The sequence below is a fragment of the Thioalkalivibrio sp. AKL19 genome (assembly GCF_000420165.1).
Classification (GTDB): Bacteria; Pseudomonadota; Gammaproteobacteria; order Ectothiorhodospirales; family Ectothiorhodospiraceae; genus Thioalkalivibrio.
This window is the reverse complement of sequence record NZ_ATUK01000010.1, coordinates 578643-599728: the sequence shown is the minus strand read 5'-3', so window position 1 is coordinate 599728 and position 21086 is coordinate 578643. Positions and strand designations below refer to the sequence as shown.

Here is a 21086-nt window from a genome sequence, read left to right as displayed (position 1 = left end):
CATGAACGCTGCCGTGAACCCCACCGAATCCCCTGCCGACGACGTGATCGCCCAGGTCGAGGCGCTGGGGCGCGCCGCGCGCGCTGCTTCCCGGCGTATGGCCGAGGCCGAGCCGGGCGCGAAGAACGCCGCGCTGCACGCGATCGCCGAGGGCATCGCCGCGCGCCGTGCGGAGCTGGCGGAGGCCAATAGCCGCGACCTCGAGGCCGGGCGTGAGCGCGGCCTGGACGCCGCGATGCTGGATCGCCTGGCGCTGACCGATGCGCGCGTCGATACCATGATCGAGGGCTGCCGCCAGGTAGCCGGGCTGCCTGACCCGGTGGGCACGATCTCCGACATGGCCTACCAGCCGAGCGGTATCCAGGTCGGCCAGATGCGCGTACCGCTGGGCGTGATCGGGATCATCTACGAGTCGCGGCCGAACGTGACCATCGACGCCGCCGCGCTGTGCCTGAAGTCCGGCAATGCGGCGATCCTGCGTGGCGGCTCCGAGTCGCTGCATTCCAATCAAGCCCTGGCCGCGATTATCCAGGCCGGGCTGGAGCAGGCGGGGCTGCCGCGCGAGGCGGTGCAGGTGGTGCCGACCACTGACCGCGCGGCGGTCGGGGCGCTGCTGCGCATGCCGCAGTACGTGGACGTGATCGTGCCGCGCGGTGGCAAGGGCCTGATCGAACGGGTCAGCAACGAATCGCAGATCCCGGTGATCAAGCACCTGGACGGTGTCTGCCATGTCTACGTGGATGGCGGGGCCGATCTCGACAAGGCGCTGGCGGTCGCGGTGAACGCCAAGACCCAGCGCTACGGCACCTGCAACACCATGGAGACGCTCCTGGTGCACGCGGACCAGGCCGAGGCCTACCTGCCGCGCCTGGCGGCCGCGCTGGGCGAGCACCAGGTCAGTCTGCGCGGCTGCGCGCGCACCCGGGCCATTCTTGCCGAGAGCGGGGCCGACATCGCGGAGGCCACCGAGGATGACTGGGTGGCCGAATACCTGGGGCCGATCCTCGCGATCCGTGTGGTCGACGACCTGGACATGGCGATCGACCATATCAATACCTATGGCTCGCACCACACCGACAGCATCGTGACCGAGGACTACACCCGCGCCCGGCGTTTCCTGCGCGCGGTGGACTCCAGCTCGGTCATGGTGAATGCCTCCACCCGCTTCGCCGACGGCTTCGAGTACGGCCTGGGCGCGGAGATCGGCATCTCCACCGACAAGCTGCATGCCCGGGGTCCGGTGGGTCTGCACGGGCTGACCACGCTCAAGTACGTGGTGTTCGGCGACGGTCATGTGCGCCGCTAACGATCAGGGATACCGACCGGCGTGATCGGGATCCTCGGCGGCACCTTCGACCCGATCCACTTCGGCCACCTGCGCCCGGCGCTGGAGATCCAGCAGCACCTGGGGCTGGAGCGCGTGCACTTCATCCCCTGCCACGTACCGCCGCATCGTGCGAGCCCCGGCACCGGCAGCGACGATCGCCTGGCGATGGTGGAGCAGGCGATTGCGGATGTACCGGGATTTGCCGCCGACCGTCGCGAGCTGGATCGTCAGGGGCCGTCCTACACCGTGGATACCCTGCTCAGTTTCCGCGAGGAGCTGGGGCCGGACGCGCCGCTGGTGCTGATCATGGGCATGGATGCCTTCGCCGGGCTGCCATCGTGGAACCGCTGGCAGCAGATCTTCGAGCTGGCGCATATCGTGGTCTCGCACCGCCCCGGCAGCCCGGCCTCCCACGATCTTGGCGGCTGGCTGGGGAACGCCGCGACCCATGACCCGGCGGCCTTGCGCGAGGCCCCCGGGGGGCTGGTCTACTTCCAGCCGGTGACCCAGCTCGACATCTCCGCGACCGCGATCCGGGACGAACTGCGGGCCGGGCGCAGCCCGCGCTTCCTGCTCCCCGGGTCCGTCAATCGCTACATCCAGGACCACGGCCTGTACCGGGCCGGGTCGAACCGCAATCACGGGACATGACCGACACAATGAACAGCGAACAACTGCTGGAGCTGGTGACCACCGCTCTGGACGACATGAAAGCCCAGAATATCCGCACCATCGACGTGCGTGGCAAGACCACGCTGGCGGACTTCATGGTGATTGCCTCCGGGACCTCCGGGCGTCACGTGCAGTCCACCGCCGAATCCGTGGCGGCCGAGGCCAAGCAGGCCGGCATCCAACCGCTGGGTGTCGAGGGTCAGGAGAGTCAGGAGTGGGTGCTGGTGGACCTGAACGACGTCATCGTCCACGTGATGCTCCCGGAGACCCGCGATTTCTACAACCTGGAAAAGCTCTGGCTGGCGGAGGAGGCGGCCGACCCGGAAAAGGCCGCACCCGAGGACCCCAGCCTGGAACGCGTCCGCCGCCTGCGCGGCTGAGCGCCGAACGCGTCTTCGCCCGATGCGTCTGGACCTGATCGCGATCGGCAAGCGCATGCCGGACTGGGTGGCGGAGGGCTTCGCCGAATATGCCGGGCGCCTGCCGCGCGAGCTGGAGCTGAACCTGCAGGCCCTCCCGGGGCCCTCCGGTGCCAAGTCCATGGACACCACCACGCTGCTGCGCCGCGAGGGCGAGATCCTGCTGAAGGCGATCCCCGAGGGTGCGCGCGTGATCCTGCTGGATGAGCGCGGCAAGGCAGTCGACACCAGGGGCGTGGCGAAGCGCCTGGAGGACTGGCAGGCGGACGGTCGTGACGTCGCGCTGGTGATTGGCGGGGCCGCCGGGCTGGACGAGGCCGTGCGCGCCCGCGCCGAGTGGGCCTGGTCGTTGTCGCCGCTGACCTTCCCGCACATGCTGGTGCGGGTGCTGGTCGCCGAGCAGCTCTACCGCGCCTGGTCGCTGCTCAACAACCACCCCTACCACCGGGCCTGATCCCCCATGAGATCGACGCCGCCGCTGTTGCTCGCCTCCGCCTCGCCGCGTCGGCGGGAGCTGCTGGAGCAGATCCAGCTCGCCTTCGAGGCGGCGCCGATGGACGTGGACGAGAGCGCGCGGCCCGGCGAGACCCCGGAGGCCCTGGTCGAGCGCCTGGCCGTCGCCAAGGCGGAGGCGGCGCGCGAGCACCTGGCGCCCGGCCAGTGGGTGCTGGCGGCCGACACCGTGGTGGCCATGGACGACGACGCACTGGGCAAGCCCGCAGATTTCGCCGACGCCGCGGCGATGCTCGGGCGGCTGTCCGGGCGCGAGCATCGGGTGGTCTCCGGCATGGCCCTGTGGCGCCCCGGCGAGGCCATGCGCGCCCGTCACGTGACGACCCGGGTACGCCTGCGCGAGCTGAGCCCGGCCGATATCGAGGCCTACTGGGCGACCGGCGAACCGCGCGGCAAGGCCGGTGCCTACGCCATCCAGGGTCGCGGCGCCGCCTTCGTCGAGTGGATCGAGGGCTCCTACACCAACGTGGTCGGCCTGCCCCTGTTCGAACTGGAGCAGTGGCTGCGCGAGATCGCCGAGCCGCCGCCGCGCGTTTGAACGGACCTCGTCGCCGGCTTCCCTACTGGATGTTGTGGTGCTCGAGCGGGTAGCCGCGCTCCTTGAAGAAGCGATAGCGCGCGCGCCCGGCCTCGCGCTCGGGCTCTTCGCCGCCGACGATGTCGGCGACGCGCTCGAAGCGACCGCAGTACTCCGGGACGTCGGGGGCGAGATTGATCAGGACGTCGCAGCGATCCGACGGGGCGTGCGCCTCGTGCAGGGAGACCGGGACGTCCGTGTCGCGCACGTCGGTGCTGTGCGGCAGGAAGGCGGTGTCCTCGAAGGTCCACAGCCATTCATCCAGCGTGCGCGTCAGCTCCAGCGAGCCGGTGTGGATGTGAACCCGGTGCCCCTGGCCGCTGGCCTTCTTCGCCAGACGACAGGCGAAGCGCAGGCGGGCCTCCGGGGCCGGGTCCTTGAGCAGGTAGAAGCTGACGTGGGTCATGCCCGCCGGACCGCGATCAGGCCTGGTCGAGCAGGTAGCGCATCAGCATCGGCACCGGGCGCCCGGTCGCGCCCTTTTCCTTGCCGCTCTTCCAGGCCACGCCGGCGATGTCGACATGCGCCCAGGTGTAGTCCTCGGTGTAGCGCGACAGGAAGCAGGCGGCGGTGATGGTGCCGGCCGGGCGCCCGCCGATATTGGCCATGTCGGCGAAGTTGCTCTTCAGTTGCTCCTGGTACTCCGGCCACAGCGGGAGCTGCCAGGCGCGATCCCCGCTTTCCTCACCGGCGGCCAGCAGGCCCTTGGCCAGGCGCTCGTTGTTGCCGAGCACGGCCGCGCCCTGGTGGCCCAGCGCGATGATGCAGGCGCCGGTCAGGGTGGCGATGTCGATCACCGCCTTCGGCTTGTAGCGCTCGACCCAGGTCAGGGCGTCGGCCAGGACCAGGCGGCCCTCGGCGTCCGTGTTCAGGATCTCCACCGTCTGCCCGGACAGGGTGGTGATGATGTCACCCGGGCGGGTCGCGCGGCCGTCGGGCATGTTCTCGGCGCTGGTGACCACGCCGACCACGTTAATCGGCAGTTCCAGTTCGCAGCAGGCCTCGATCACGCCGAACACGCTGGCCGCGCCACACATGTCGTACTTCATCTCGTCCATCTCGGCACCCGGCTTGAGCGAGATGCCCCCGGTGTCGAAGGTGATGCCCTTGCCCACCAGGACCACCGGGGCGTCATCCTTCTTGCCGCCGGAGTATTCCATCGCGATCAGACGCGGCGGACGCTCGGAGCCCTTGCCTACGGCCAGGATCGCGCCGGCGCCGAGTTTCTCCAGGTCCTTCTCGTCCAGCACCGTGGTCTTCAGCTTCTTGTGCTGCTTCGCCATTTCGCGCGCGGTGTCGGCCAGGCTCTCCGGGTAGCACACGTTCGGCGGGGTATTGCCCAGGTCCTTGGCACGGTTCACGCCGGTGGCAATCGCCGCGGCCTCGGAGCAGGCCCGCTTCGCCGCGTCGGCCTCCGTGCGCTCCACGCCGAGCTGGATCCTGTCCAGCTTGACCGGCGTGGTCTTCTCCTTGCCCTTGAACGGGGTGAAGCGGTAGGCGGCATCCGAGATCGCCGCGACCAGGGTATGCACCACCCAGGCGATGTCCTTGCCGCGCGGCTGGAAGTCCGCCACCGCGATGACCGCGCTGGTGGCGGGGCGCTCGACCAGGGCGGCCGCGAGGGTCTGTGCCGCCTTGCGCGCGGCGCGGGCGTCAAAATCCTTCTTCGCGCCCAGGCCGATCAGGAGTGCGTTACCCTTGCTCCCACCGGTGGGCAGCAACAGTCGGCTGCCGGCCTCGCCATCCATCTCGCCGGCCTTCAAAAGGGCGGTGATCTCGCCGTCGCGCGCCGCATCCAGCACCGTGGCCCCGGCGGCCGGCTTGCGCTTGTGATGGATTCCGGCGGCACGGATGCCGGCGCGGGGTTTGTCGAGGGTCGAGGTGGTGACGGAGAATTGCATCAAATGCCTCCCGAGAATGAGTTCGATCATGGTACCAGCGCCACGCGGCGCCCGACCACGCGCCGTGCGGGCCGCGGGGTAATGCGCGCATGATCCTGCGCCGCGCCGAACGTTTCATCGCCCGCGAACTGCTGGTCACGCAGACCGCGGTCACCGTCGTGCTGTTGCTGGTGATCATCGGCGGCGTGTTGGGGCGGGTGCTGCGCGATGTCGCCGAGGGCAGTATCCCCGTGGATTTCCTGCCGGGCATGGTCGCCTTCGGCGCGTTCAAGGGCATTGTGTTCCTTTGGCCGGTGGCGCTGTTCCTGGCCTTTATGCTGGTGCTGGGCCGGTTGCAGCGCGACAGCGAGCTGGTGGCGCTACAGGCCAGCGGCATGTCCTTCGCCGCGTTTTATCGCGCGCTATTCTGGGTGGCTGTGCCGGCTACGTTGCTATTGCTGGTGCTGATGACGCTGGTGGTGCCACGTACCGAAGCGCAGATCGACCAACTGCGCGACCTCGCCGAGACACGCTCCGATCTGGTCGGCATCACGCCCGGGCGCTTCCTGCGCTCGCGGGTGGGCGAGCAGGTCTTCTTTGCCGAGCGCCTGAGCGAGGACCGCGAGGCCCTGCTGGAGGTGTTCATCTACCGCGAGGTCGACGGGGAGGCCCAGGTGACCGTGGCCGAACGCGCGATCCCCGATCCCGGTTCCGAGGGCAGTGGCTTCCTGATCCTCGAGAACGGCTATCGCCACGTCGGCGTGCCGGGCGAAGGCAGCTTCCGCATGCTCGAGTTCGAGCGCCTGCGCACCCAGATCACGGAACCGGATGCCGGGGCCGGAAGGCGCTCGCTGAATGCGATGTCGACACTGGAGCTCTGGGAACAGAGGCATCGTCCCGAGCACCGCGCGGAACTGGAATGGCGCATCGCCATGCCACTGTCCATCCTGGTGCTGAGCCTGATCGCGCTCCCGCTGGCGCAGGTGCCGCCGCGGACCGGACGCTATGCTCGCATCCCGGCTGCGATCGGGGTCTATGTGCTGTACGCCAATCTGCTGATCCTGGGGCAGGGACAGCTGGCCGACGGGCGTACGCCACTGGCGCTGGGCCTGTGGTGGACGCACGGCGTGATGCTGGTGCTGTGGCTGGTACTGGCCTGGCGCAAGGGCATGCTGGGGCTCGGGCGGGGAACCGCCCCTGGCGCGCGCAAGCCGGGCACGGACGAGGTGACAGCGTGACGACCGTTCTGGGCCGCTACATCATGCGCCAGGTCCTGATCGGGACCGCGCTGGCCGTGGTCCTGCTGGTGGCACTGGATGCGGTGTTCGCGCTCATCGACGAGTTGCGCGATACCGGACGCGGCAACTACGGGCTAAGCGAGGCGCTGCTGTACGTGGCGCTGACCCTGCCGCGGCGGATGTACGACATGCTGCCGTCGGCGGCGCTCCTGGGCGGACTCCTGTGGTTGGGCAACCTGGCCGCGAACAGCGAGCTGACCGCGATGCGCGCGGCCGGGATGACGCTGGGGCGCTTCATCGCCTGGGTGATGCAGGCCGGCCTGGTGGTCGTGGTCGTGATGGTGGTGGTCGGCGAGTTCTTCGCCCCGGCCGCCGAGAGCCGGGCCCAGAACCTCAAGGCCACGGCCTTCGACGAACAACTGAGCGTGAGCCCGATTGGGCTGTGGGCGCGCGACGGGCGGCGCATGGTGCAGGCGGATACGGTCCTGCCGGGGAATCGCCTGATCGGCGTGCGCATCATCGAGGTGGATGCGGACCGCGAGCCGCGGGAGATCACGCGTGCGCGGAGTGCCCAGTACGAGGACGGGGCCTGGCGGCTGGAGGAGGTGGAGCGTTCGCGGCTGTCGCTGGAGCGCGTCGAGGCCGAGCGCCTGGAGACGGAGACCATCGACCGGCTGATCGCACCGGAGTACTTCGACGTGCTGGTGGTCGAGCCCAGCCAGATGGCGGCACAGAATCTGGCGCGCTATATCGACTACCTGCAGGAAAATCGCCTGGACTCGGCCCCCTACGAGGTCGCGTTCTGGCAGCGACTGACCCTGCCGGCCAGTACCTTCGTGATGCTGCTGCTGGCGGTCCCGTTCCTGTTCGGCTCGCAGCGCGAGGGTGGCGCCGGTCGGCGCCTGTTCATCGGCATCGCCATCGGCGTGTCGTTCGCCATCGTGATGCGCGCCATGACCCATCTGGGGCTGGTCTACAACCTGCCCCCGGTGGTCGCGGCGAGCCTGCCGGTGGCGCTGTTCCTGATCCTGGCACTGGTGGCGTTGCAACGCATGGGGCGCCAGACATGAGGGACGGGATGCGTGCGCTGTTCCTGGTCGTGCTCGTGGCCCTGCTGGCCGCCTGTGGCGGTTCCGGGCCCGGTGACTTCGATCCGCTCCCGCGGCAGGCGACGGTGCTCGCCTTCGGCGACAGCGTGACGCATGGAACCGGGGCGGGGGGCGGCGAGGATTTTCCGACACGCCTGGCGGCGATCACCGGCTGGACGATCATCAACGACGGGGTGCCGGGCGACCGCGCCAACAGCGCCCGCGAGCGTCTGGGCCCGAGCCTGCGCGAGCATGAACCCGACCTGGTGCTGATCTGGCTGGGCGGCAACGACTTCCTGCGCCAGCGCGAGCCGACCGCGGTCAAGGAGGATCTGCGCGCCCTGGTCGGCACCGTCCGCGACCACGGGGCCCGTCCTGTCCTGCTGGGCGTGCCGCGGGCCTCCGCACTGGGGGCCGCCACCGGCCGGCTGCGGGACGATCCGATCTACCGCGAACTCGCCCGCGAAGAACAGGTGGCCCTGATCGAGGGCGTGCTCTCCGGCGTGTTGTCCGAGCGCGATCTGCGTGCAGACCCGGTCCACCCGAATGCCCGTGGTTACCGCCGCATCGCCTCCGAGATCGCCGAGGCCCTGGACGACCTCGGCCTCTGGCTCGCCCCCTGATGATTGCCGACCACGAAAGGTCAAAAGCGATTCACAGGAAGGTAGGAAGGCGGGAAGAAGTTCAAGGACGAAAAGCATCTACCGGAAGGCGCGAAGACGGGAAGGTTCTGGTGTTGGGGCGTCAGGACAAAAACGAACGGTGATGGTGGCGCTGCACGTCCGGGCAGCACGAGCGCCTGCCCAAAAAGCCTTCCCATCTTCGCGCCTTCCTGTTAGCCGCTTTTGACCTTCGGTCGGGCGCGTCGTGGTTGGATCCGGGGAGCGTCAGGTCTTGCGGTTCTGCTTCCAGCGGGGCTTGGCGAGGCCGGGGATGCGCACCAGCTCGGTGCCGGTGAGCCAGTCGTGCAGCATCCAGCGGCGCGGGTGGAACTGCGACAGGCCCAGCGCGAACAGCGCGGCTGCGGTGATCACCGTGATGGCGACCGCGCCGTATTCGCGCACCGCCCAGATCGCCATCAGGATCACCAGCCACTGGGCCACCGCGACCAGGTAACGCAGGGTCGCCTGCCAGGCATTGACGGCGTGCCCGGCTTCGGTGCGCAGCTGGATGTTCCAGGCCTGCATGCCGAGCGTTTGCCCGGTGCGGGTCCAGAACCAGTAGAAGAAGCCCCAGGCCACGATCAGGTTGAGCACGAAATGCGCGCGCGGGGAGTACAGCCCCGTGGTGTTGCCAATGACCACCACCAGCAGGCCGAGGACCATCCAGATCGCGACCAGCAGCAGGGCGTCGTAGACGATGGCGGCCAGGCGGCGGAGCAGGCTGGAAGGCTGGCCGTCGATGGACGGGGCGGTTTCGGTCATGGGGTTCCCGGATGGTTCTCGATTTGGCCGCAGGCGCGGAGTGGGGGTAGTCTTGCCGCATGGAGCGACGCTTTCAACGTATCCCCCTGGAATTTCCGGCTACCCTGTTGACCGATGGCGGGGGCTGTCCGGTCCGCGTGGAGGATATCTCCCTGAGGGGTGTGCTGCTGGAGGCGGCCGACCTGCCGGCCATGGCCGATGGTGACGAGGTCAGCGTGGACATCCCGCTGAGCGACGAGGCACGCATCACCTTCGAGGGCCGGGTGCGCTGGCACGAGGGCCTGTGGGTGGGTGTGGAGATCGAGGCCATGCCGCTGGAATCCGCGTCCCACCTGCGCCGCCTGGTGGAACTCAACCTTGGTGACGAGGCCCTGCTGGAGCGGGAGTTCGCCGCGCTGATCGCGTCGCATTGAGCCAGGTCTGACTTACACCTCCGGGAAGACCTCCCGGAACGGCAGGACCTCCACCCAGTCGCCCGCACGCGCCCCGGCGGATTCGCGCGGCAGCACCACGTAGGCATTCGCGTCGCTCATCGCGCGCAGCTGGTGCGAGCCCTGGCCGCCGGCGGCTCGAACCACCCAGCCGCGGTCGTCGGTTTCCAGCAGCCCGCGCTGGAAATCCGTGCGCCCCGGGGTCTTGTACAGATCCTCCAGCAGCCGCGCGTTCAGGGTCTGTGGTTCGGTCGCGTCGCGGCCGGCCAGTTGCAGCAGCGCCGGGCGCACCAGCAGGGCAAAGGTGGTCATCACCGCTACCGGGTTGCCCGGCAGGCCGAAGAAATGCGCCTGTCCGAAGTGGCCGAAGGCCAGGGGGCGTCCGGGCTTCATCGCCAGTTTCCAGAAGCCGACCTGGCCCGAGGCCTGCAGCACTCGGGTCACGTGGTCAGCGTCGCCGACCGATACGCCCCCGGTCGTGATGATCAGGTCGGCCTCCTCGCCGGCGCGCGTCAGGGCGCGCGAGACCTCCTCCTCGGTGTCGCGGACGACGCCATAGTCCATGGCATCGACCGGATAGGCTGCGAGCAGGGCCCGGAGGGTGTGGCGGTTGCTGTCGTGGATCTGTCCCGGGCCCAGCGGTTGATCGACCGAGACCAGTTCATCCCCGGTCGAGAAGAAGGCTACGCGCGGGCGGCGCAGCACGCTCACCCCGGCAATACCCTGGCTGGCCAGGACTCCGATCTCGGCGGCGCCGATGCGTTGTCCGGCGGCGTACAGCGGTGAGCCGGCCGCGGTGTCGTCGCCCGTGCCACGGATGTTGTGGCCCGGTGCCAAGCCGCCTTTTTGCAGGGTGATGGCATCGTCGCCGCGCTCCACCTGCTCCTGCATGATCACCGCGTCGGCGCCTGCCGGGACGACCGCGCCGGTCAGGATGCGCACGCACTGGCCCGGTTGCACCTCGCCATCCCAGGGATGTCCGGCCGCCGATGTGCCCACCAGCGCGAGGCGGGTACCTTGCGTTGCATCCGCGGCTCGCAGGGCGTAGCCATCCATGGCCGAGACCGCGGCCGGGGGCACGTCGATGCGCGCGTGAACCGGCTGGGCCAGGGTGCGCCCGAGGGCTTCTTCCAGCGTGACCTGCTCGCTTTGGGTGATCGTCCGGCAGACCTCGAGGATGGCGGCGCGGGCCTGCTCCAGGGTCTTGGCGTTGGGGTCGAACTCGTCGCAGCCGGGTGCAGCCTCGGGCATGGGGTGTCTCCGCTTCGGGTTCAGGGATGGATGTCCAGATAGTCGATGATGAAGGCGGCCACCGCATCCGGGTCGTTGACCGGCAGCAGCGGCCCGTCGAAGTCGAGGCTGGTGGCGTCGGTGGCCACCGCGACCACCCCGCCGACCTCGCGGTACAGCGGCGGCTTGCCGACTGACGGGCGGTGTACCTCGATCTTGGGCAGGTCCCACTGCTTGAAGCCCTCGACCAGGATCAGGTCGGAGCGTCGCGGGTCCAGCCGCGCGCACAGCATGTCCAGGTCCGGCACGCGGCCGTCGTCGGTCTCCGGCGTCTCCACCATCAGGGCGTAACGCCGCCCGGAGGCGACCAGCATCTGGTCCGCCCCGGAGTGGCGCAGCTCAAAGCTGTCCTTGCCGGGCTTGTCCACGTCGAACTCGTGGTGGGCGTGCTTGATCATCGCCGGGCGCAGGCCGCGGGCGCGCAGGGCCGGGATCACGCCCTTGAGCAGCGTGGTCTTGCCGCTGCCGCTCCAGGCGGCGAAGGCGATGCGGGGCAGGGACGTGGGGCTTGTCGGTTCGATCATGGGCGTTTTCCCCCAGGGCTCGGGCGGGTCAGTATAGCGGTCACGGCCCGGGTGGCGATGGCTGGAGGTCCTCTGGCGTGTTGATGTTGGCGAAGGCCCGGGGCTGATCGGAGAAGTCCACCGTGAGCGCGCCGACGTCGCGGAACCAGCGACCGACCGCCAGGGCGCCGCGGGCCAGTTCCCGGTCCAGGCGGTCCGCCAGGACCGGGCGCAGCAGGCCGAACAGGGGCTGCAGGCGTTCGCCGTCGTGGGCGATGGCGGCGGGGGCCGTGCCTGCTTCGAGTGCCTGGCGCAAACGCCGTTCCAGATCGCGGGGCAGCTCGGGTGCGTCGACCGGTGCGCACAGGATCTCGTGATCGGGGAAGGCTGCAAATGCGGCCGCGATCCCGGCCAGCGGGCCGCGGTAATCGGGGTGGGAATCGGTCAGCACGGGAAACCCCAGCGCCCGGTAGCGGTCGATATCGGTATTGCTGCTGATGGCCAGCTGCGCGGCCTGGGGACGCAGGCGCTCGATCGCGTATTCGATCAGGGGACGCCCGCGGTACTCGACCCAGCCCTTGTTGCGCCCGCCCATGCGCCGGCCCTGGCCGCCGGCCAGGATCACGGCGGTGAGGGTTTCGGGCGGGGTCTGCATTGCCTGCGTTTCCATGCGGGTTTGCGGGTTCGGCGCCGGTCCGGCCTTTGGTTTATCGTGGAGGTGTCGGCTGTCGCGTGTGCGCACGCAGTGTACGACGAATCCATCCTGACGGGAGAGGAAGCCCATGCGGGTTTCATTTGGACGCAAGGCGGGATCGGGCGCAGGGCGCCGCTGGCGCCACCTGCTGTGGCTGGCCTTGCTGGTGCTCGGTGCCGGCTGGCTCGCCGCCGCGAGCCTGGCGGATACCGGCGGACGCCATGCCCTGATGCTCACGGTGCAGGACGCGATCGGCCCGGCCACCGGCGATTACATCCGTCGCGGCATCGAGCGCGCCGAGGCCGAGGACGCCGAGATCATGATCCTGATGCTGGATACCCCGGGCGGGCTGGATTCCAGTATGCGCAGTATCATCAAGGACATCCTGCAATCCGACGTGCCGGTGGTGACCTATGTCCATCCGTCCGGCTCGCGCGCGGCGAGCGCCGGCACCTACATGCTCTACGGGTCGCATGTTGCGGCCATGACCCCGGCCACCAATCTGGGTTCGGCCACGCCGGTGCAGATGGGCGGTGGCGGGCTCCCGGGCATGGATCCGCCGCAACCCGACGAAGACGCGCGTGGCGACGGGGATGCCGACGAGGCCAATGGCGACGCACGCGACGAGGAGGCGGACACGGCGTCCGAGGAGCCCGTGGACGATAACGCAACGGCCAACGGCGAGGTCGAACCGGCCAGCGAGGAGGAATTGCTGGAGGACGACCCGGAGCCGCGGCGCGGCGAGGACGCGATGGGGCGCAAGGTGCTGGAGGATGCGGTGTCCTATATCCGCGGCCTGGCCGAACGCTACGGGCGCAATGCCGACTGGGCCGAGGAGACGGTACGCGAGGGCTCCAACCTGACCGCGACCGCGGCCCTGGAGCAGAACGTCATCGACTTCGTGGCGGACAACCTGGACGACCTGCTTGCCCAGATCGACGGGCACACCGTGCGCATGCATGACGGTGAGCGCGCCCTCGCCACCGAGGGACTGGAGATCGTGCGCATGGACCCGGACTGGCGCACCCAGCTGCTGTCCGTGATCACCAACCCGAACATTGCCTATATCCTGATGCTGCTGGGGATCTACGGCATCATCTTCGAGCTCGCCAATCCGGGTGCGATCTACCCCGGGGTCATTGGCTCGATCGCGCTGATCCTGGCGTTCTTCGCGCTGCAGGTGATGCCGGTGAACTATGCGGGCCTGGCGCTGATGCTGCTGGGGATGATCTTTATGATCGCGGAGGCCTTTGTGCCCAGTTTCGGGGCCCTGGGCATAGGAGGCATTGTGGCATTCACCACCGGTTCGATCATTCTGTGGGACGATCCCAACCTGAACGTGGCCCTGCCACTGGTGATCGGCACGGCCATCGCCATCGGCATCCTGTCGGTCTGGGTGCTGGGACGCCTGTTCAGCCTGCGCGGCAAGAAGCCCGCGACCGGCTATGAAGAGATGATCGGCATGATTGGCGAGGCGCGCGAGGACTTCGAGCGCAGCGGCCGGGTCTGGGTCCACAGCGAGCAGTGGAACGCCGAGACCTCGGTGCCGGTCCGCGAGGGCCAGAAGGTCCGCGTGACCGCCATAGAAGGGCTCAAGCTTCGGGTCGAACCCGTGACCGAAGAGGGCCATCCGGGCACTGCATCGGCCGGCTAACCAGCCGTTCGGTGTTCACAACGTAGAAGGAGCAGGACATGAACGATCTCGGTTTCTTTGTCGTCCCGCTAGTCATCCTGATCGCCATCATCGTGATGTCGATCAAGGTGCTGCGCGAGTACGAGCGTGGCGTCATCTTCTTCCTGGGCCGGTTCCAGTCGGTCAAGGGTCCCGGACTGATCATCGTGATCCCGGGCATCCAGCAGATGGTGCGCATTGACCTGCGCATCATCACCCTCGACGTACCCAGTCAGGACGTGATCTCGCAGGACAACGTCACCGTCCGGGTCAACGCGGTGCTGTACTTCCGCGTGGTGGATTCGGCCAAGTCGGTCATCCAGGTGGAGGACTACTACGCCGCGACCAGCCAGCTGGCGCAGACCACGTTGCGTTCGGTGCTCGGCAAGCATGATCTCGACGAGATGCTCTCCGAGCGTGACAAGCTGAACAACGACATCCAGGAGATCCTCGACGCGCAGACCGACGCCTGGGGCATCAAGGTCACCAACGTCGAGATCAAGCATGTCGATCTGGACGACTCCATGATCCGCGCGATCGCCCGCCAGGCCGAGGCCGAGCGCGAACGCCGCGCCAAGGTCATCCATGCGGAAGGCGAGCTGCAGGCCGCCGAGAAGCTGGTGCAGGCGGCGCAGAAGATGGAGGCGAGCCCGGCCGCGCTGCAGCTGCGCTACCTGCAGACCATGGCGGACATGTCGACCAACGGCACCGCCAACAGTATCTTCTTCCCGCTGCCGCTGGAGCTGACCAAGGTGTTCGAGAGTCTGGCCGGCAAATTCCGGGCGGAGACCCCGGAGGCACCGGCCAACCCGGGCAACCCTGGTGGCGGCCAGCCCTGACGCGTGACCGTCGCCGCGACGAGCTCGCGGGCCCTCGACCGTTTCCTGGATGAGCTCTGGGCGGTCGAGGGCCTGTCCGACCACACCCTGGTGGCCTACCGCCGCGATCTGGAGAGCCTGACGCACTGGCTGGAAGCCAGGGGCGCAAGCCTGGAGACCGCCGGTGCGGCCGATCTCCTGGGCTATGTCAGCACGCGGATGCAGGGCGGGGCGCGGCCGAAGTCCATCACCCGGGCACTGTCCAGCATTCGCCGTTTCTATCGCTACCTGGTTCATCAGGGCGAGCGCGAGGACGACCCCAGCGCCGGCATCGAATCCCCCCGGGCCGGACGCCCGTTGCCGGACAGCCTGTCCGAGGCCCAGGTGGAGGCCCTGCTGCGGGCCCCGGATCTCGCGGATGCGGTCGGCCTGCGGGACCGCGCGATGCTGGAACTGATGTACGCCACCGGGTTGCGGGTCTCCGAACTGGTGGGGCTGGAGCAGTCGGAGGTGAACAGCCGCCAGGGGGTGGTGCGCATTACCGGCAAGGGTGACAAGGAACGCCTGGTCCCGCTGGGCGAGGAGGCGGCCCACTGGCTGGCCCGCTATCAGCGCGAGGCACGGCCGGATCTGATGGACGGGCATCCGCCCTGCGAGTCGGTTTTCGTCACCCGGCGCGGCAGCGGCCTCACCCGCCAGGCCTTCTGGTACCGCATCAAGGCCCACGCGCGCCGTGCCGGCATCGAGTCGCCGCTGTCGCCACACACCCTGCGCCATGCGTTTGCCACCCACCTGCTGGACCACGGGGCGGATCTGCGCGTGGTGCAGATGCTGCTGGGCCATAGCAGCCTGTCGACCACGCAAATCTATACCCACGTCGCACGTGCCCGTCTGCAGGGCCTGCATGCGGAACATCATCCCCGCGGTTGACGTCTACTACCCGATCTCGCCGGATGCCCGGGGTACACCCCCGTGCTGGTAGACTGGCACCGCTTTTTGTATCGACACGAGAGAATCCATGTCCCTGAAACACGCTCTTCCCCTTGCCGCGGCCCTGGCCGTGTTCAGCACCCCGCTCATGGCCACCGAGGCCATCGAGGAATCCATGGCCGGGGTCATTCCGGACACCGAGATCGACAGCATCCGGCAAACGCCGATGGAGGGGGTCTACGAGGTCCGCTACGGCACCGATATCCTCTACGTGTCCGCGGATGGCCGCTATCTGATCCAGGGCAACATGGTGGATCTGGAGACCCGCGAGAACCTGACCCAGTCCGCGCTCAGCGGCGTGCGTGCGGACATGTTCGCCGCCATCGACGACAGCGAGCTGGTGACCTACTCGCCGGATGGCGATACCCGCGGCGTCCTGAATATCTTCACCGATCCGAACTGCCCCTACTGCCGCGAGATCCACCAGGATCTGCCGGAATACCTGGCCGCCGGCATCAAGGTGCGCTACCTGATGTTCCCGGTGCTGGGTCGCGACTCCCCCGAGATCATGGACCGGATCTGGTGTGCGGACGATCGCGAAGAGGCGATGGACCGGGCCAAGGAAGGCGACAAGCTGAATGACATCGATGGCAGCTGTTCCACGCCGCAGGACCAGCACATGGCCATGGGCCAGCAGCTCGGGCTGCGTGGCACCCCGGCGCTGATCACCGAGAGTGGCCAGCAGATGTCCGGCTACCAGGAACCGCAGGCCGTGATCGAGCGCATCCTCGGCAGCAACTGACGCGTCGGCGCCCGGTACGAACCGGGCGCCGCGCCCGCGGGGAAATCGCATGCTCGAATATCAACTGAATGTCGACCGGATAGACACGCACGGGAGTCTGGCGCGCGCCAAGCAGGCCGAGGTCACGCTGGACACCGACATGGACGGGCGCGACGATGCCCTGAGTCCGCCGGAGCTGATGCTGGCCTCGCTGGGCGCCTGCATGGTGCGCGGTATCCAGCGCGCCCTGCCGATGCTGCGCATCGAGGTGGACAGCATCGCCATCCAGCTGCGCGGCTGGCGCCAGGACGATCCGCCGGCCATCGCGAAGATCGAATACCGCGTCGAGGTCGGCACCGATGCCGATGAGGAAATGCTCGAGATCCTGCACCGCAACGTGCAGAAGGGCACGATCTACTCGACCCTCGCCGCCGGTACCCAGCTCACCGGCGAGGTCGTCGCCAGACAATAGTTGCGTAACAGGTGGGGAAGCCCCCTGTGGGAGCGAGCTTGCTCGCGAAGCCCCCGCCCGCGCTTGATCAGCGTCTCCTTAAGCAATCGGAACCCGGTCAATACAGCAGCGAGGCCATCTGCCGACGGAACTGACCCACCAGCGGGTGGTCGTTGCCGAGTACCTCGAAGGCCGCCAGCAGGCCCTTCTGTCCCGCCCCGTCGTTGTAGGCGCGGTGCTGCTTCATCAGCTGCAGGTACAGCCCCAGTGCCTCCTCGGCGCGGCCGGAAAGCATCGCGTAGGCCGCCATCTGTTCGAGTGCCTCGGGGCGCGGGTCGCCTTCCTGCAGCTCCTGCGCCACCGCCTGGGGATCAATGCCGGCGGCGGCCTTCGCGAACACCAGTCGGGCACGCAGGGCCCTGGCCTCTTCCTTCTCGCTCTGGCCCAGCGGAAGCTTGCCGAGTTCGGCCTCGGCGCCGTCCGTGTCGCCGGCCTGGGCCAGCGCGCGGGCCAGTTCGATGCGCAGGTCGCTGCTGTCGGGGTCTTCCTCGAGAGCTGCGCGCAGCGTAGCCACGGCGCCGTCCGTGTCGCCTGCCTGGGCCTGTTCGCGCGCCTTTTCGATCAGCTTGTCCGAGGGCTTCTCGAGGTACTTGTCGATCATCGCGCGGATGTTCGGCTCCGGCTGCACCCCCATGAACTGGTCCACCGGCTTGCCGTGACGAAACACCATCACGGTGGGCAGGCTGCGCACGCCATACTGCTGTGCTAGGGCCTGTTGCTCGTCGCTGTTGACCTTGGCCAGACGGAACTTGCCGGCATACTGGGCCGCCAGTTGCTGCAAGAGCGGCATCAGCTGCTGACAGGGGCCGCACCAGGCGGCCCAGAAATCCACCACGACCGGGCGCAGGTGGGACTCGTCCAGCACGGCCTGCTGGAAACTCTCCTGGGTGACGTCGAGGATGTCGTCGCCGGTTGCGCTTGCGGCGTCTGCCATGGGAACCCTCCTGGAACACTTGAACACGGAATCTGTCGTGCATTGTTGGGATCGTCCCCGGGATTGCAAGCAGCCTTTCCCCCGCAGGCTTTGGTACGCTGCGCACTGGCTGGCGCGGGGTCGCGCCGGCAACGATACCAACCACCTTCGTCATCGCGAGGCGCGCAGCGCCGTGGCGATCTCTGCGGGTGGCCCCGGCGCCGGCCGGAGCGGACGTCGGGGGTTGCGTTGGGAGGTTGCTTCGTCGCCTTCGACTCCTCGCAATGACGGTGCATGATGACCGAGGCTGTGCCCGGTGGTGGGCACGATCAATATCAATAAAGGGATTCCTGCGTGAGCTATTCCGCATCCGATATCGAGGTCCTCGAGGGGCTGGACCCGGTGCGCAAGCGCCCGGGCATGTACACCGACACGACCCGCCCGAACCACCTGGCTCAGGAGGTGATCGACAACTCGGTGGACGAGGCGATCAGCGGCCACGCCAGGCGCATCGACCTGATCCTGCACAAGGACGATTCGGTCTCGGTGTCCGATGACGGCCGCGGCATGCCGGTGGACCTGCACCCGCGCGAGAACCGTCCCGGGGTCGAGGTGATCCTGTCCACCCTGCATGCGGGCGGGAAGTTCTCGGACAAGAACTACCAGTTTTCCGGCGGCCTGCACGGGGTCGGCGTGTCGGTGGTCAACGCGCTGTCGAAACAGCTGGAGGTGCAGATCAAGCGCGACGGCCACGGGTACCGCATGGCCTTCGCCGGCGGATACAAGACGCAGGACCTGGAGGCGGTCGGCGACGTCGGCAAACGCAACACCGGTACCACGCTGCACTTCTGGCCGGACCCGCAGTATTTCGATTCCGCGAAGTTCTCGGTGCCCCGGCTCAAGCACATCCTGCGGGCCAAGGCCGTGCTGTGCCCGGGACTGACCGTGACATTTCGCGACGAGACCACCGGCGAGGCCTGCGAGTGGTGCTATCAGGCGGGGCTGCGCGACTACCTGGTGGAGGCCCTGGATGGCCTCGAGCGCCTGCCGGAGGAGCCGTTCATGGGCTCGGTCTCCGGCGCCACCGAGGCCGCCGACTGGGCGGTCACCTGGTTGCCGGAAGGCGGCGAGGTGGTCAGCGAGAGCTACGTGAACCTGATCCCCACCACCCAGGGCGGGACGCATGTGAACGGTCTGCGCACCGGTCTGACGGATGCCGTGCGCGAGTTCTGCGAGTTCCGCAGTCTGCTCCCGCGCGGGATCAAACTGGCCCCGGAGGACGTCTGGGAACGGGTCTCCAGTGTGCTCTCGTTCAAGATGCAGGATCCGCAGTTCGCCGGACAGACCAAGGAGCGGCTGTCCTCGCGCCAGGCCGCGCCGTTCGTCTCCGGTGTGGTCAAGGACGCGTTCAGCCTGTGGCTGAATCAGCACCCGCAGCAGGGCGAGCGGATCGCCGAGCTGGCGATCCAGAACGCTCAGAAGCGCAGCCGCGCCGGGCGCAAGGTGGTACGCAAGAAGGTCACCCAGGGCCCGACCCTGCCGGGCAAGCTGGCCGACTGCGCCAGCCAGGACCTCGAGCGCACCGAGCTGTTCCTGGTCGAGGGTGACTCGGCCGGTGGCTCCGCCAAACAGGCCCGTGATCGCGACTTCCAGGCGATCATGCCGCTGCGCGGGAAGATCCTGAATGCCTGGGAGGTGGACCCGGACCAGGTGCTCGGCTCGCAGGAGATCCACGACATCTCCGTGGCCCTGGGCGTGGACCCGGGCCAGGCCAGCCTGGACGGGCTGCGCTACGGCAAGGTCTGCATCCTGGCCGATGCCGACTCCGACGGTGCGCATATCGCCACGCTCCTGTGTGCGTTGTTCCTGAAGCACTTCCGGCCGCTGGTGGAGCGGGGGCACGTGTATATCGCCATGCCGCCGCTTTATCGTGTGGACGTCGGCAAGCAGACCTTCTACGCTCTGGACGACGACGAGAAGGCTGGCGTGCTGGAGCGCATCGAGGCAGAAAAACTGAAGGGCAAGATCTCCGTGACCCGTTTCAAGGGGCTGGGCGAGATGAACCCGCTGCAACTGCGCGAGACCACCATGAACCCGGACACCCGGCGCCTGGTGCAGCTCACCCTCGACGCCGCCGACGACACCATGCAGCTGATGGACATGCTGCTCGGCAAGAAACGCGCCTCCGAACGCCGCGCCTGGCTGGAGGGCAAGGGCCACCTGGCCGACGTCGCTGTCTAGCTAATTCAGAGGCCCTGCCGACGGCCGGAAAGAGCCACGGGTCACGTGAGCGCCGGGTAGTCGGTGTAGCCGTGTTCGTCGCCGCCGTAGAAGGTGGCTTCGTCCCACTCGCTGAGCGGGGCGCCCTGGCGGAAGCGTTCGGGCAGGTCCGGGTTGGCGATGAACGGGCGGCCAAAGGTGACCAGGTCGCAGCGGCCGGCGTCGATGCGCTGGCGTGCCTCTTCGGCGGTGTAGGCGCCGTTGCCGATGTAGGTATGGCTGAAGCGCGCGCGGATCGCGTCGATGATGGATTCCGGGCGGCCGGATTCGTGGTTGCCCTGGAAGGAGTCCTCCACCACCTCGATGTAGGCGATGCCGGTGGCATCCAGGGCCTCGGCGAAGGCGCTGTAGGTTTCCAGCGGATCATCATCATGCATGCCGTTGAAACTGCCGGTCGGGCTCACGCGGATGCCCACGCGCTCCGGACCCCAGATCTCGATCACCGCGCGCACCACCTCGAGCGGCAGGCGGATGCGGTTCTCCACCGAGCCCCCGTAGGCGTCGGTGCGGTGGTTGCTGCCACTGCGGATGAACTGGTCCAGCAGGTAGCCGTTGGCGGCGTGGATCTGCACGCCGTCGAAGCCCGCCGCCTTGGCATTCTGCGCGCCCTGGCGATACTGCTCCACGATGCCCGGCAACTCGTCGAGTTCCAGCGCGCGCGGCTCCAGTACTTCAACCATGCCGGATTCGGCACTGATGAAGGTATAGGCGTCCTCCGGCTGGATCGCGGAAGGGGCGACTGGCTTCTGACCGTCGGATTGTAGCTCCGGGCGCGAGATGCGGCCGACGTGCCACAGCTGCGCCTGGATGCGTCCCCCGGCGCCATGCACGGCCTCGGTGACCTTGCGCCATCCGTCCACCTGCTCCTGCGAGTGGATGCCCGGGGTGAACGCATACCCCTTGCCCTGCGGCGAGACCTGCGTCGCCTCGCTGATGATCAGGCCGGCACCGGCACGCTGCGCGTAGTACTCGGCGTTCAGATCAGTGGGCACGTCGCCTGGCTGCCCGGCGCGCGAGCGCGTCAGCGGGGACATCAGCACCCGGTTCGGCAGCTCCAGCGGGCCCAGGCGGTAGGGGCGAAAAAGTGCGTCATCCAGCTCGGTCATGAGGTCTTCCTTTGGGTTC

At 68.3% G+C, this 21086-nt stretch carries 23 protein-coding genes; 15 read left to right on the top strand and 8 right to left on the bottom strand.

What is annotated here, in order from left to right; all coding sequences use genetic code 11:
• The first annotated feature begins 1 nt into the window (after position 1).
• The 5 genes from F817_RS0104745 to F817_RS0104725 are packed head-to-tail and all read left to right on the top strand — an operon-like array spanning position 2 to position 3469.
• Entirely contained in the window at positions 2 to 1306 is a 1305-nt protein-coding gene (locus F817_RS0104745) for a glutamate-5-semialdehyde dehydrogenase (protein ID WP_024326580.1), read from the top strand.
• Between the two features lie 21 nt (positions 1307 to 1327).
• Entirely contained in the window at positions 1328 to 1978 is a 651-nt protein-coding gene (nadD, locus tag F817_RS0104740) for a nicotinate-nucleotide adenylyltransferase (protein WP_024326579.1), read from the top strand.
• An 8-nt stretch (positions 1979 to 1986) separates the two neighbouring features.
• On the top strand, positions 1987 to 2379 hold the full coding sequence (gene rsfS / locus F817_RS0104735; protein WP_024326578.1) for a ribosome silencing factor: 393 nt from the start codon (positions 1987 to 1989) through the stop codon (positions 2377 to 2379).
• A gap of 22 nt (positions 2380 to 2401) precedes the next feature.
• Positions 2402 to 2872, top strand: a complete 471-nt coding sequence (gene rlmH / locus F817_RS0104730) for a 23S rRNA (pseudouridine(1915)-N(3))-methyltransferase RlmH (RefSeq protein WP_024326577.1) — start codon at positions 2402 to 2404, stop codon at positions 2870 to 2872.
• 6 nt (positions 2873 to 2878) lie between these two features.
• The gene (locus F817_RS0104725) at positions 2879 to 3469 is read left to right on the top strand and encodes a nucleoside triphosphate pyrophosphatase (protein WP_024326576.1); all 591 of its coding nucleotides are present in this window, start codon (positions 2879 to 2881) and stop codon (positions 3467 to 3469) included.
• A gap of 22 nt (positions 3470 to 3491) precedes the next feature.
• On the opposite strand, the gene F817_RS0104720 is transcribed toward F817_RS0104725, so the two are convergent.
• Positions 3492 to 3914 carry a DNA polymerase III subunit chi gene (locus tag F817_RS0104720; protein ID WP_024326575.1) on the bottom strand — a complete coding sequence of 141 codons (423 nt, stop codon included), beginning with the start codon at positions 3912 to 3914 and terminating at the stop codon, positions 3492 to 3494.
• 16 nt (positions 3915 to 3930) lie between these two features.
• Positions 3931 to 5409, bottom strand: coding sequence for a leucyl aminopeptidase (locus F817_RS0104715; protein WP_024326574.1), 1479 nt, complete (start codon positions 5407 to 5409; stop codon positions 3931 to 3933).
• 89 nt (positions 5410 to 5498) lie between these two features.
• Here F817_RS0104715 and lptF point away from each other — a divergent pair, with 89 nt between their 5' ends.
• Genes lptF through F817_RS0104700 form a run of 3 tightly spaced genes read left to right on the top strand, consistent with a single transcriptional unit; the run spans position 5499 to position 8337 of the window.
• Positions 5499 to 6626 (top strand): LPS export ABC transporter permease LptF, encoded by a 1128-nt coding sequence (gene lptF, locus F817_RS0104710; protein ID WP_024326573.1) that lies wholly within the window; start codon positions 5499 to 5501, stop codon positions 6624 to 6626.
• Positions 6623 to 7696 carry an LPS export ABC transporter permease LptG gene (gene lptG / locus F817_RS0104705; protein WP_024326572.1) on the top strand — a complete coding sequence of 358 codons (1074 nt, stop codon included), beginning with the start codon at positions 6623 to 6625 and terminating at the stop codon, positions 7694 to 7696. Before lptF ends, lptG begins: the two co-directional genes overlap by 4 nt.
• A gap of 8 nt (positions 7697 to 7704) precedes the next feature.
• Entirely contained in the window at positions 7705 to 8337 is a 633-nt protein-coding gene (locus F817_RS0104700; protein ID WP_369774199.1) for a GDSL-type esterase/lipase family protein, read from the top strand.
• A 264-nt stretch (positions 8338 to 8601) separates the two neighbouring features.
• On the opposite strand, the gene F817_RS0104695 is transcribed toward F817_RS0104700, so the two are convergent.
• Positions 8602 to 9138 carry an RDD family protein gene (locus F817_RS0104695; RefSeq protein ID WP_024326570.1) on the bottom strand — a complete coding sequence of 179 codons (537 nt, stop codon included), beginning with the start codon at positions 9136 to 9138 and terminating at the stop codon, positions 8602 to 8604.
• Between the two features lie 59 nt (positions 9139 to 9197).
• On the opposite strand from F817_RS0104695, the gene F817_RS0104690 reads away from it, so the two are divergent.
• Positions 9198 to 9551 (top strand): PilZ domain-containing protein, encoded by a 354-nt coding sequence (locus tag F817_RS0104690; RefSeq protein ID WP_024326569.1) that lies wholly within the window; start codon positions 9198 to 9200, stop codon positions 9549 to 9551.
• Between the two features lie 12 nt (positions 9552 to 9563).
• On the opposite strand, the gene glp is transcribed toward F817_RS0104690, so the two are convergent.
• Genes glp through mobA form a run of 3 tightly spaced genes read right to left on the bottom strand, consistent with a single transcriptional unit; the run spans position 9564 to position 12017 of the window.
• Entirely contained in the window at positions 9564 to 10820 is a 1257-nt protein-coding gene (glp, locus tag F817_RS0104685; protein WP_024326568.1) for a gephyrin-like molybdotransferase Glp, read from the bottom strand.
• 20 nt (positions 10821 to 10840) lie between these two features.
• Entirely contained in the window at positions 10841 to 11383 is a 543-nt protein-coding gene (gene mobB, locus F817_RS0104680; RefSeq protein WP_024326567.1) for a molybdopterin-guanine dinucleotide biosynthesis protein B, read from the bottom strand.
• Between the two features lie 40 nt (positions 11384 to 11423).
• Positions 11424 to 12017: a molybdenum cofactor guanylyltransferase MobA gene (mobA, locus tag F817_RS0104675; protein ID WP_231369390.1), complete on the bottom strand. Its 594-nt coding sequence runs from the start codon at positions 12015 to 12017 to the stop codon at positions 11424 to 11426.
• A gap of 127 nt (positions 12018 to 12144) precedes the next feature.
• On the opposite strand from mobA, the gene F817_RS0104670 reads away from it, so the two are divergent.
• The 5 genes from F817_RS0104670 to F817_RS0104650 all read left to right on the top strand — a co-directional run bounded on the left by F817_RS0104670 (position 12145) and on the right by F817_RS0104650 (position 16729).
• On the top strand, positions 12145 to 13710 hold the full coding sequence (locus F817_RS0104670; RefSeq protein ID WP_024326565.1) for a nodulation protein NfeD: 1566 nt from the start codon (positions 12145 to 12147) through the stop codon (positions 13708 to 13710).
• 38 nt (positions 13711 to 13748) lie between these two features.
• Positions 13749 to 14567: a slipin family protein gene (locus tag F817_RS0104665; protein WP_024326564.1), complete on the top strand. Its 819-nt coding sequence runs from the start codon at positions 13749 to 13751 to the stop codon at positions 14565 to 14567.
• A 3-nt stretch (positions 14568 to 14570) separates the two neighbouring features.
• Entirely contained in the window at positions 14571 to 15476 is a 906-nt protein-coding gene (xerD, locus tag F817_RS0104660; RefSeq protein ID WP_024326563.1) for a site-specific tyrosine recombinase XerD, read from the top strand.
• A gap of 88 nt (positions 15477 to 15564) precedes the next feature.
• Positions 15565 to 16278, top strand: coding sequence for a DsbC family protein (locus F817_RS0104655; protein ID WP_024326562.1), 714 nt, complete (start codon positions 15565 to 15567; stop codon positions 16276 to 16278).
• A gap of 49 nt (positions 16279 to 16327) precedes the next feature.
• Complete coding sequence (locus tag F817_RS0104650) at positions 16328 to 16729, top strand: OsmC family protein (RefSeq protein ID WP_024326561.1); 402 nt, start codon at positions 16328 to 16330, stop codon at positions 16727 to 16729.
• A gap of 97 nt (positions 16730 to 16826) precedes the next feature.
• On the opposite strand, the gene trxA is transcribed toward F817_RS0104650, so the two are convergent.
• Entirely contained in the window at positions 16827 to 17702 is an 876-nt protein-coding gene (gene trxA, locus F817_RS0104645; protein ID WP_024326560.1) for a thioredoxin, read from the bottom strand.
• Positions 17703 to 18035: 333 nt separating this feature from the next.
• On the opposite strand from trxA, the gene parE reads away from it, so the two are divergent.
• On the top strand, positions 18036 to 19922 hold the full coding sequence (gene parE / locus F817_RS0104640) for a DNA topoisomerase IV subunit B (protein WP_024326559.1): 1887 nt from the start codon (positions 18036 to 18038) through the stop codon (positions 19920 to 19922).
• A gap of 41 nt (positions 19923 to 19963) precedes the next feature.
• Here parE and F817_RS0104635 read toward each other — a convergent pair whose 3' ends face one another.
• Positions 19964 to 21067 carry an alkene reductase gene (locus F817_RS0104635; protein ID WP_024326558.1) on the bottom strand — a complete coding sequence of 368 codons (1104 nt, stop codon included), beginning with the start codon at positions 21065 to 21067 and terminating at the stop codon, positions 19964 to 19966.
• Positions 21068 to 21086: the final 19 nt, after the last annotated feature.

Coding starts and splice junctions, on each gene's coding strand:
- F817_RS0104670 (WP_024326565.1), top strand. CDS start 12,145: ATGCGGGTTTCATTTGGACGCAAGGCGGGATCGGGCGCAGGGCGCCGC.
- mobA (WP_231369390.1), bottom strand. CDS start 12,017: ATGCAGACCCCGCCCGAAACCCTCACCGCCGTGATCCTGGCCGGCGGC.
- F817_RS0104720 (WP_024326575.1), bottom strand. CDS start 3,914: ATGACCCACGTCAGCTTCTACCTGCTCAAGGACCCGGCCCCGGAGGCC.
- F817_RS0104665 (WP_024326564.1), top strand. CDS start 13,749: ATGAACGATCTCGGTTTCTTTGTCGTCCCGCTAGTCATCCTGATCGCC.
- F817_RS0104650 (WP_024326561.1), top strand. CDS start 16,328: ATGCTCGAATATCAACTGAATGTCGACCGGATAGACACGCACGGGAGT.
- F817_RS0104655 (WP_024326562.1), top strand. CDS start 15,565: ATGTCCCTGAAACACGCTCTTCCCCTTGCCGCGGCCCTGGCCGTGTTC.
- F817_RS0104635 (WP_024326558.1), bottom strand. CDS start 21,067: ATGACCGAGCTGGATGACGCACTTTTTCGCCCCTACCGCCTGGGCCCG.
- F817_RS0104745 (WP_024326580.1), top strand. CDS start 2: ATGAACGCTGCCGTGAACCCCACCGAATCCCCTGCCGACGACGTGATC.
- F817_RS0104700 (WP_369774199.1), top strand. CDS start 7,705: ATGCGTGCGCTGTTCCTGGTCGTGCTCGTGGCCCTGCTGGCCGCCTGT.
- F817_RS0104690 (WP_024326569.1), top strand. CDS start 9,198: ATGGAGCGACGCTTTCAACGTATCCCCCTGGAATTTCCGGCTACCCTG.
- lptF (WP_024326573.1), top strand. CDS start 5,499: ATGATCCTGCGCCGCGCCGAACGTTTCATCGCCCGCGAACTGCTGGTC.
- mobB (WP_024326567.1), bottom strand. CDS start 11,383: ATGATCGAACCGACAAGCCCCACGTCCCTGCCCCGCATCGCCTTCGCC.
- F817_RS0104725 (WP_024326576.1), top strand. CDS start 2,879: ATGAGATCGACGCCGCCGCTGTTGCTCGCCTCCGCCTCGCCGCGTCGG.
- glp (WP_024326568.1), bottom strand. CDS start 10,820: ATGCCCGAGGCTGCACCCGGCTGCGACGAGTTCGACCCCAACGCCAAG.
- F817_RS0104715 (WP_024326574.1), bottom strand. CDS start 5,409: ATGCAATTCTCCGTCACCACCTCGACCCTCGACAAACCCCGCGCCGGC.
- rsfS (WP_024326578.1), top strand. CDS start 1,987: ATGAACAGCGAACAACTGCTGGAGCTGGTGACCACCGCTCTGGACGAC.
- trxA (WP_024326560.1), bottom strand. CDS start 17,702: ATGGCAGACGCCGCAAGCGCAACCGGCGACGACATCCTCGACGTCACC.
- F817_RS0104695 (WP_024326570.1), bottom strand. CDS start 9,138: ATGACCGAAACCGCCCCGTCCATCGACGGCCAGCCTTCCAGCCTGCTC.
- rlmH (WP_024326577.1), top strand. CDS start 2,402: ATGCGTCTGGACCTGATCGCGATCGGCAAGCGCATGCCGGACTGGGTG.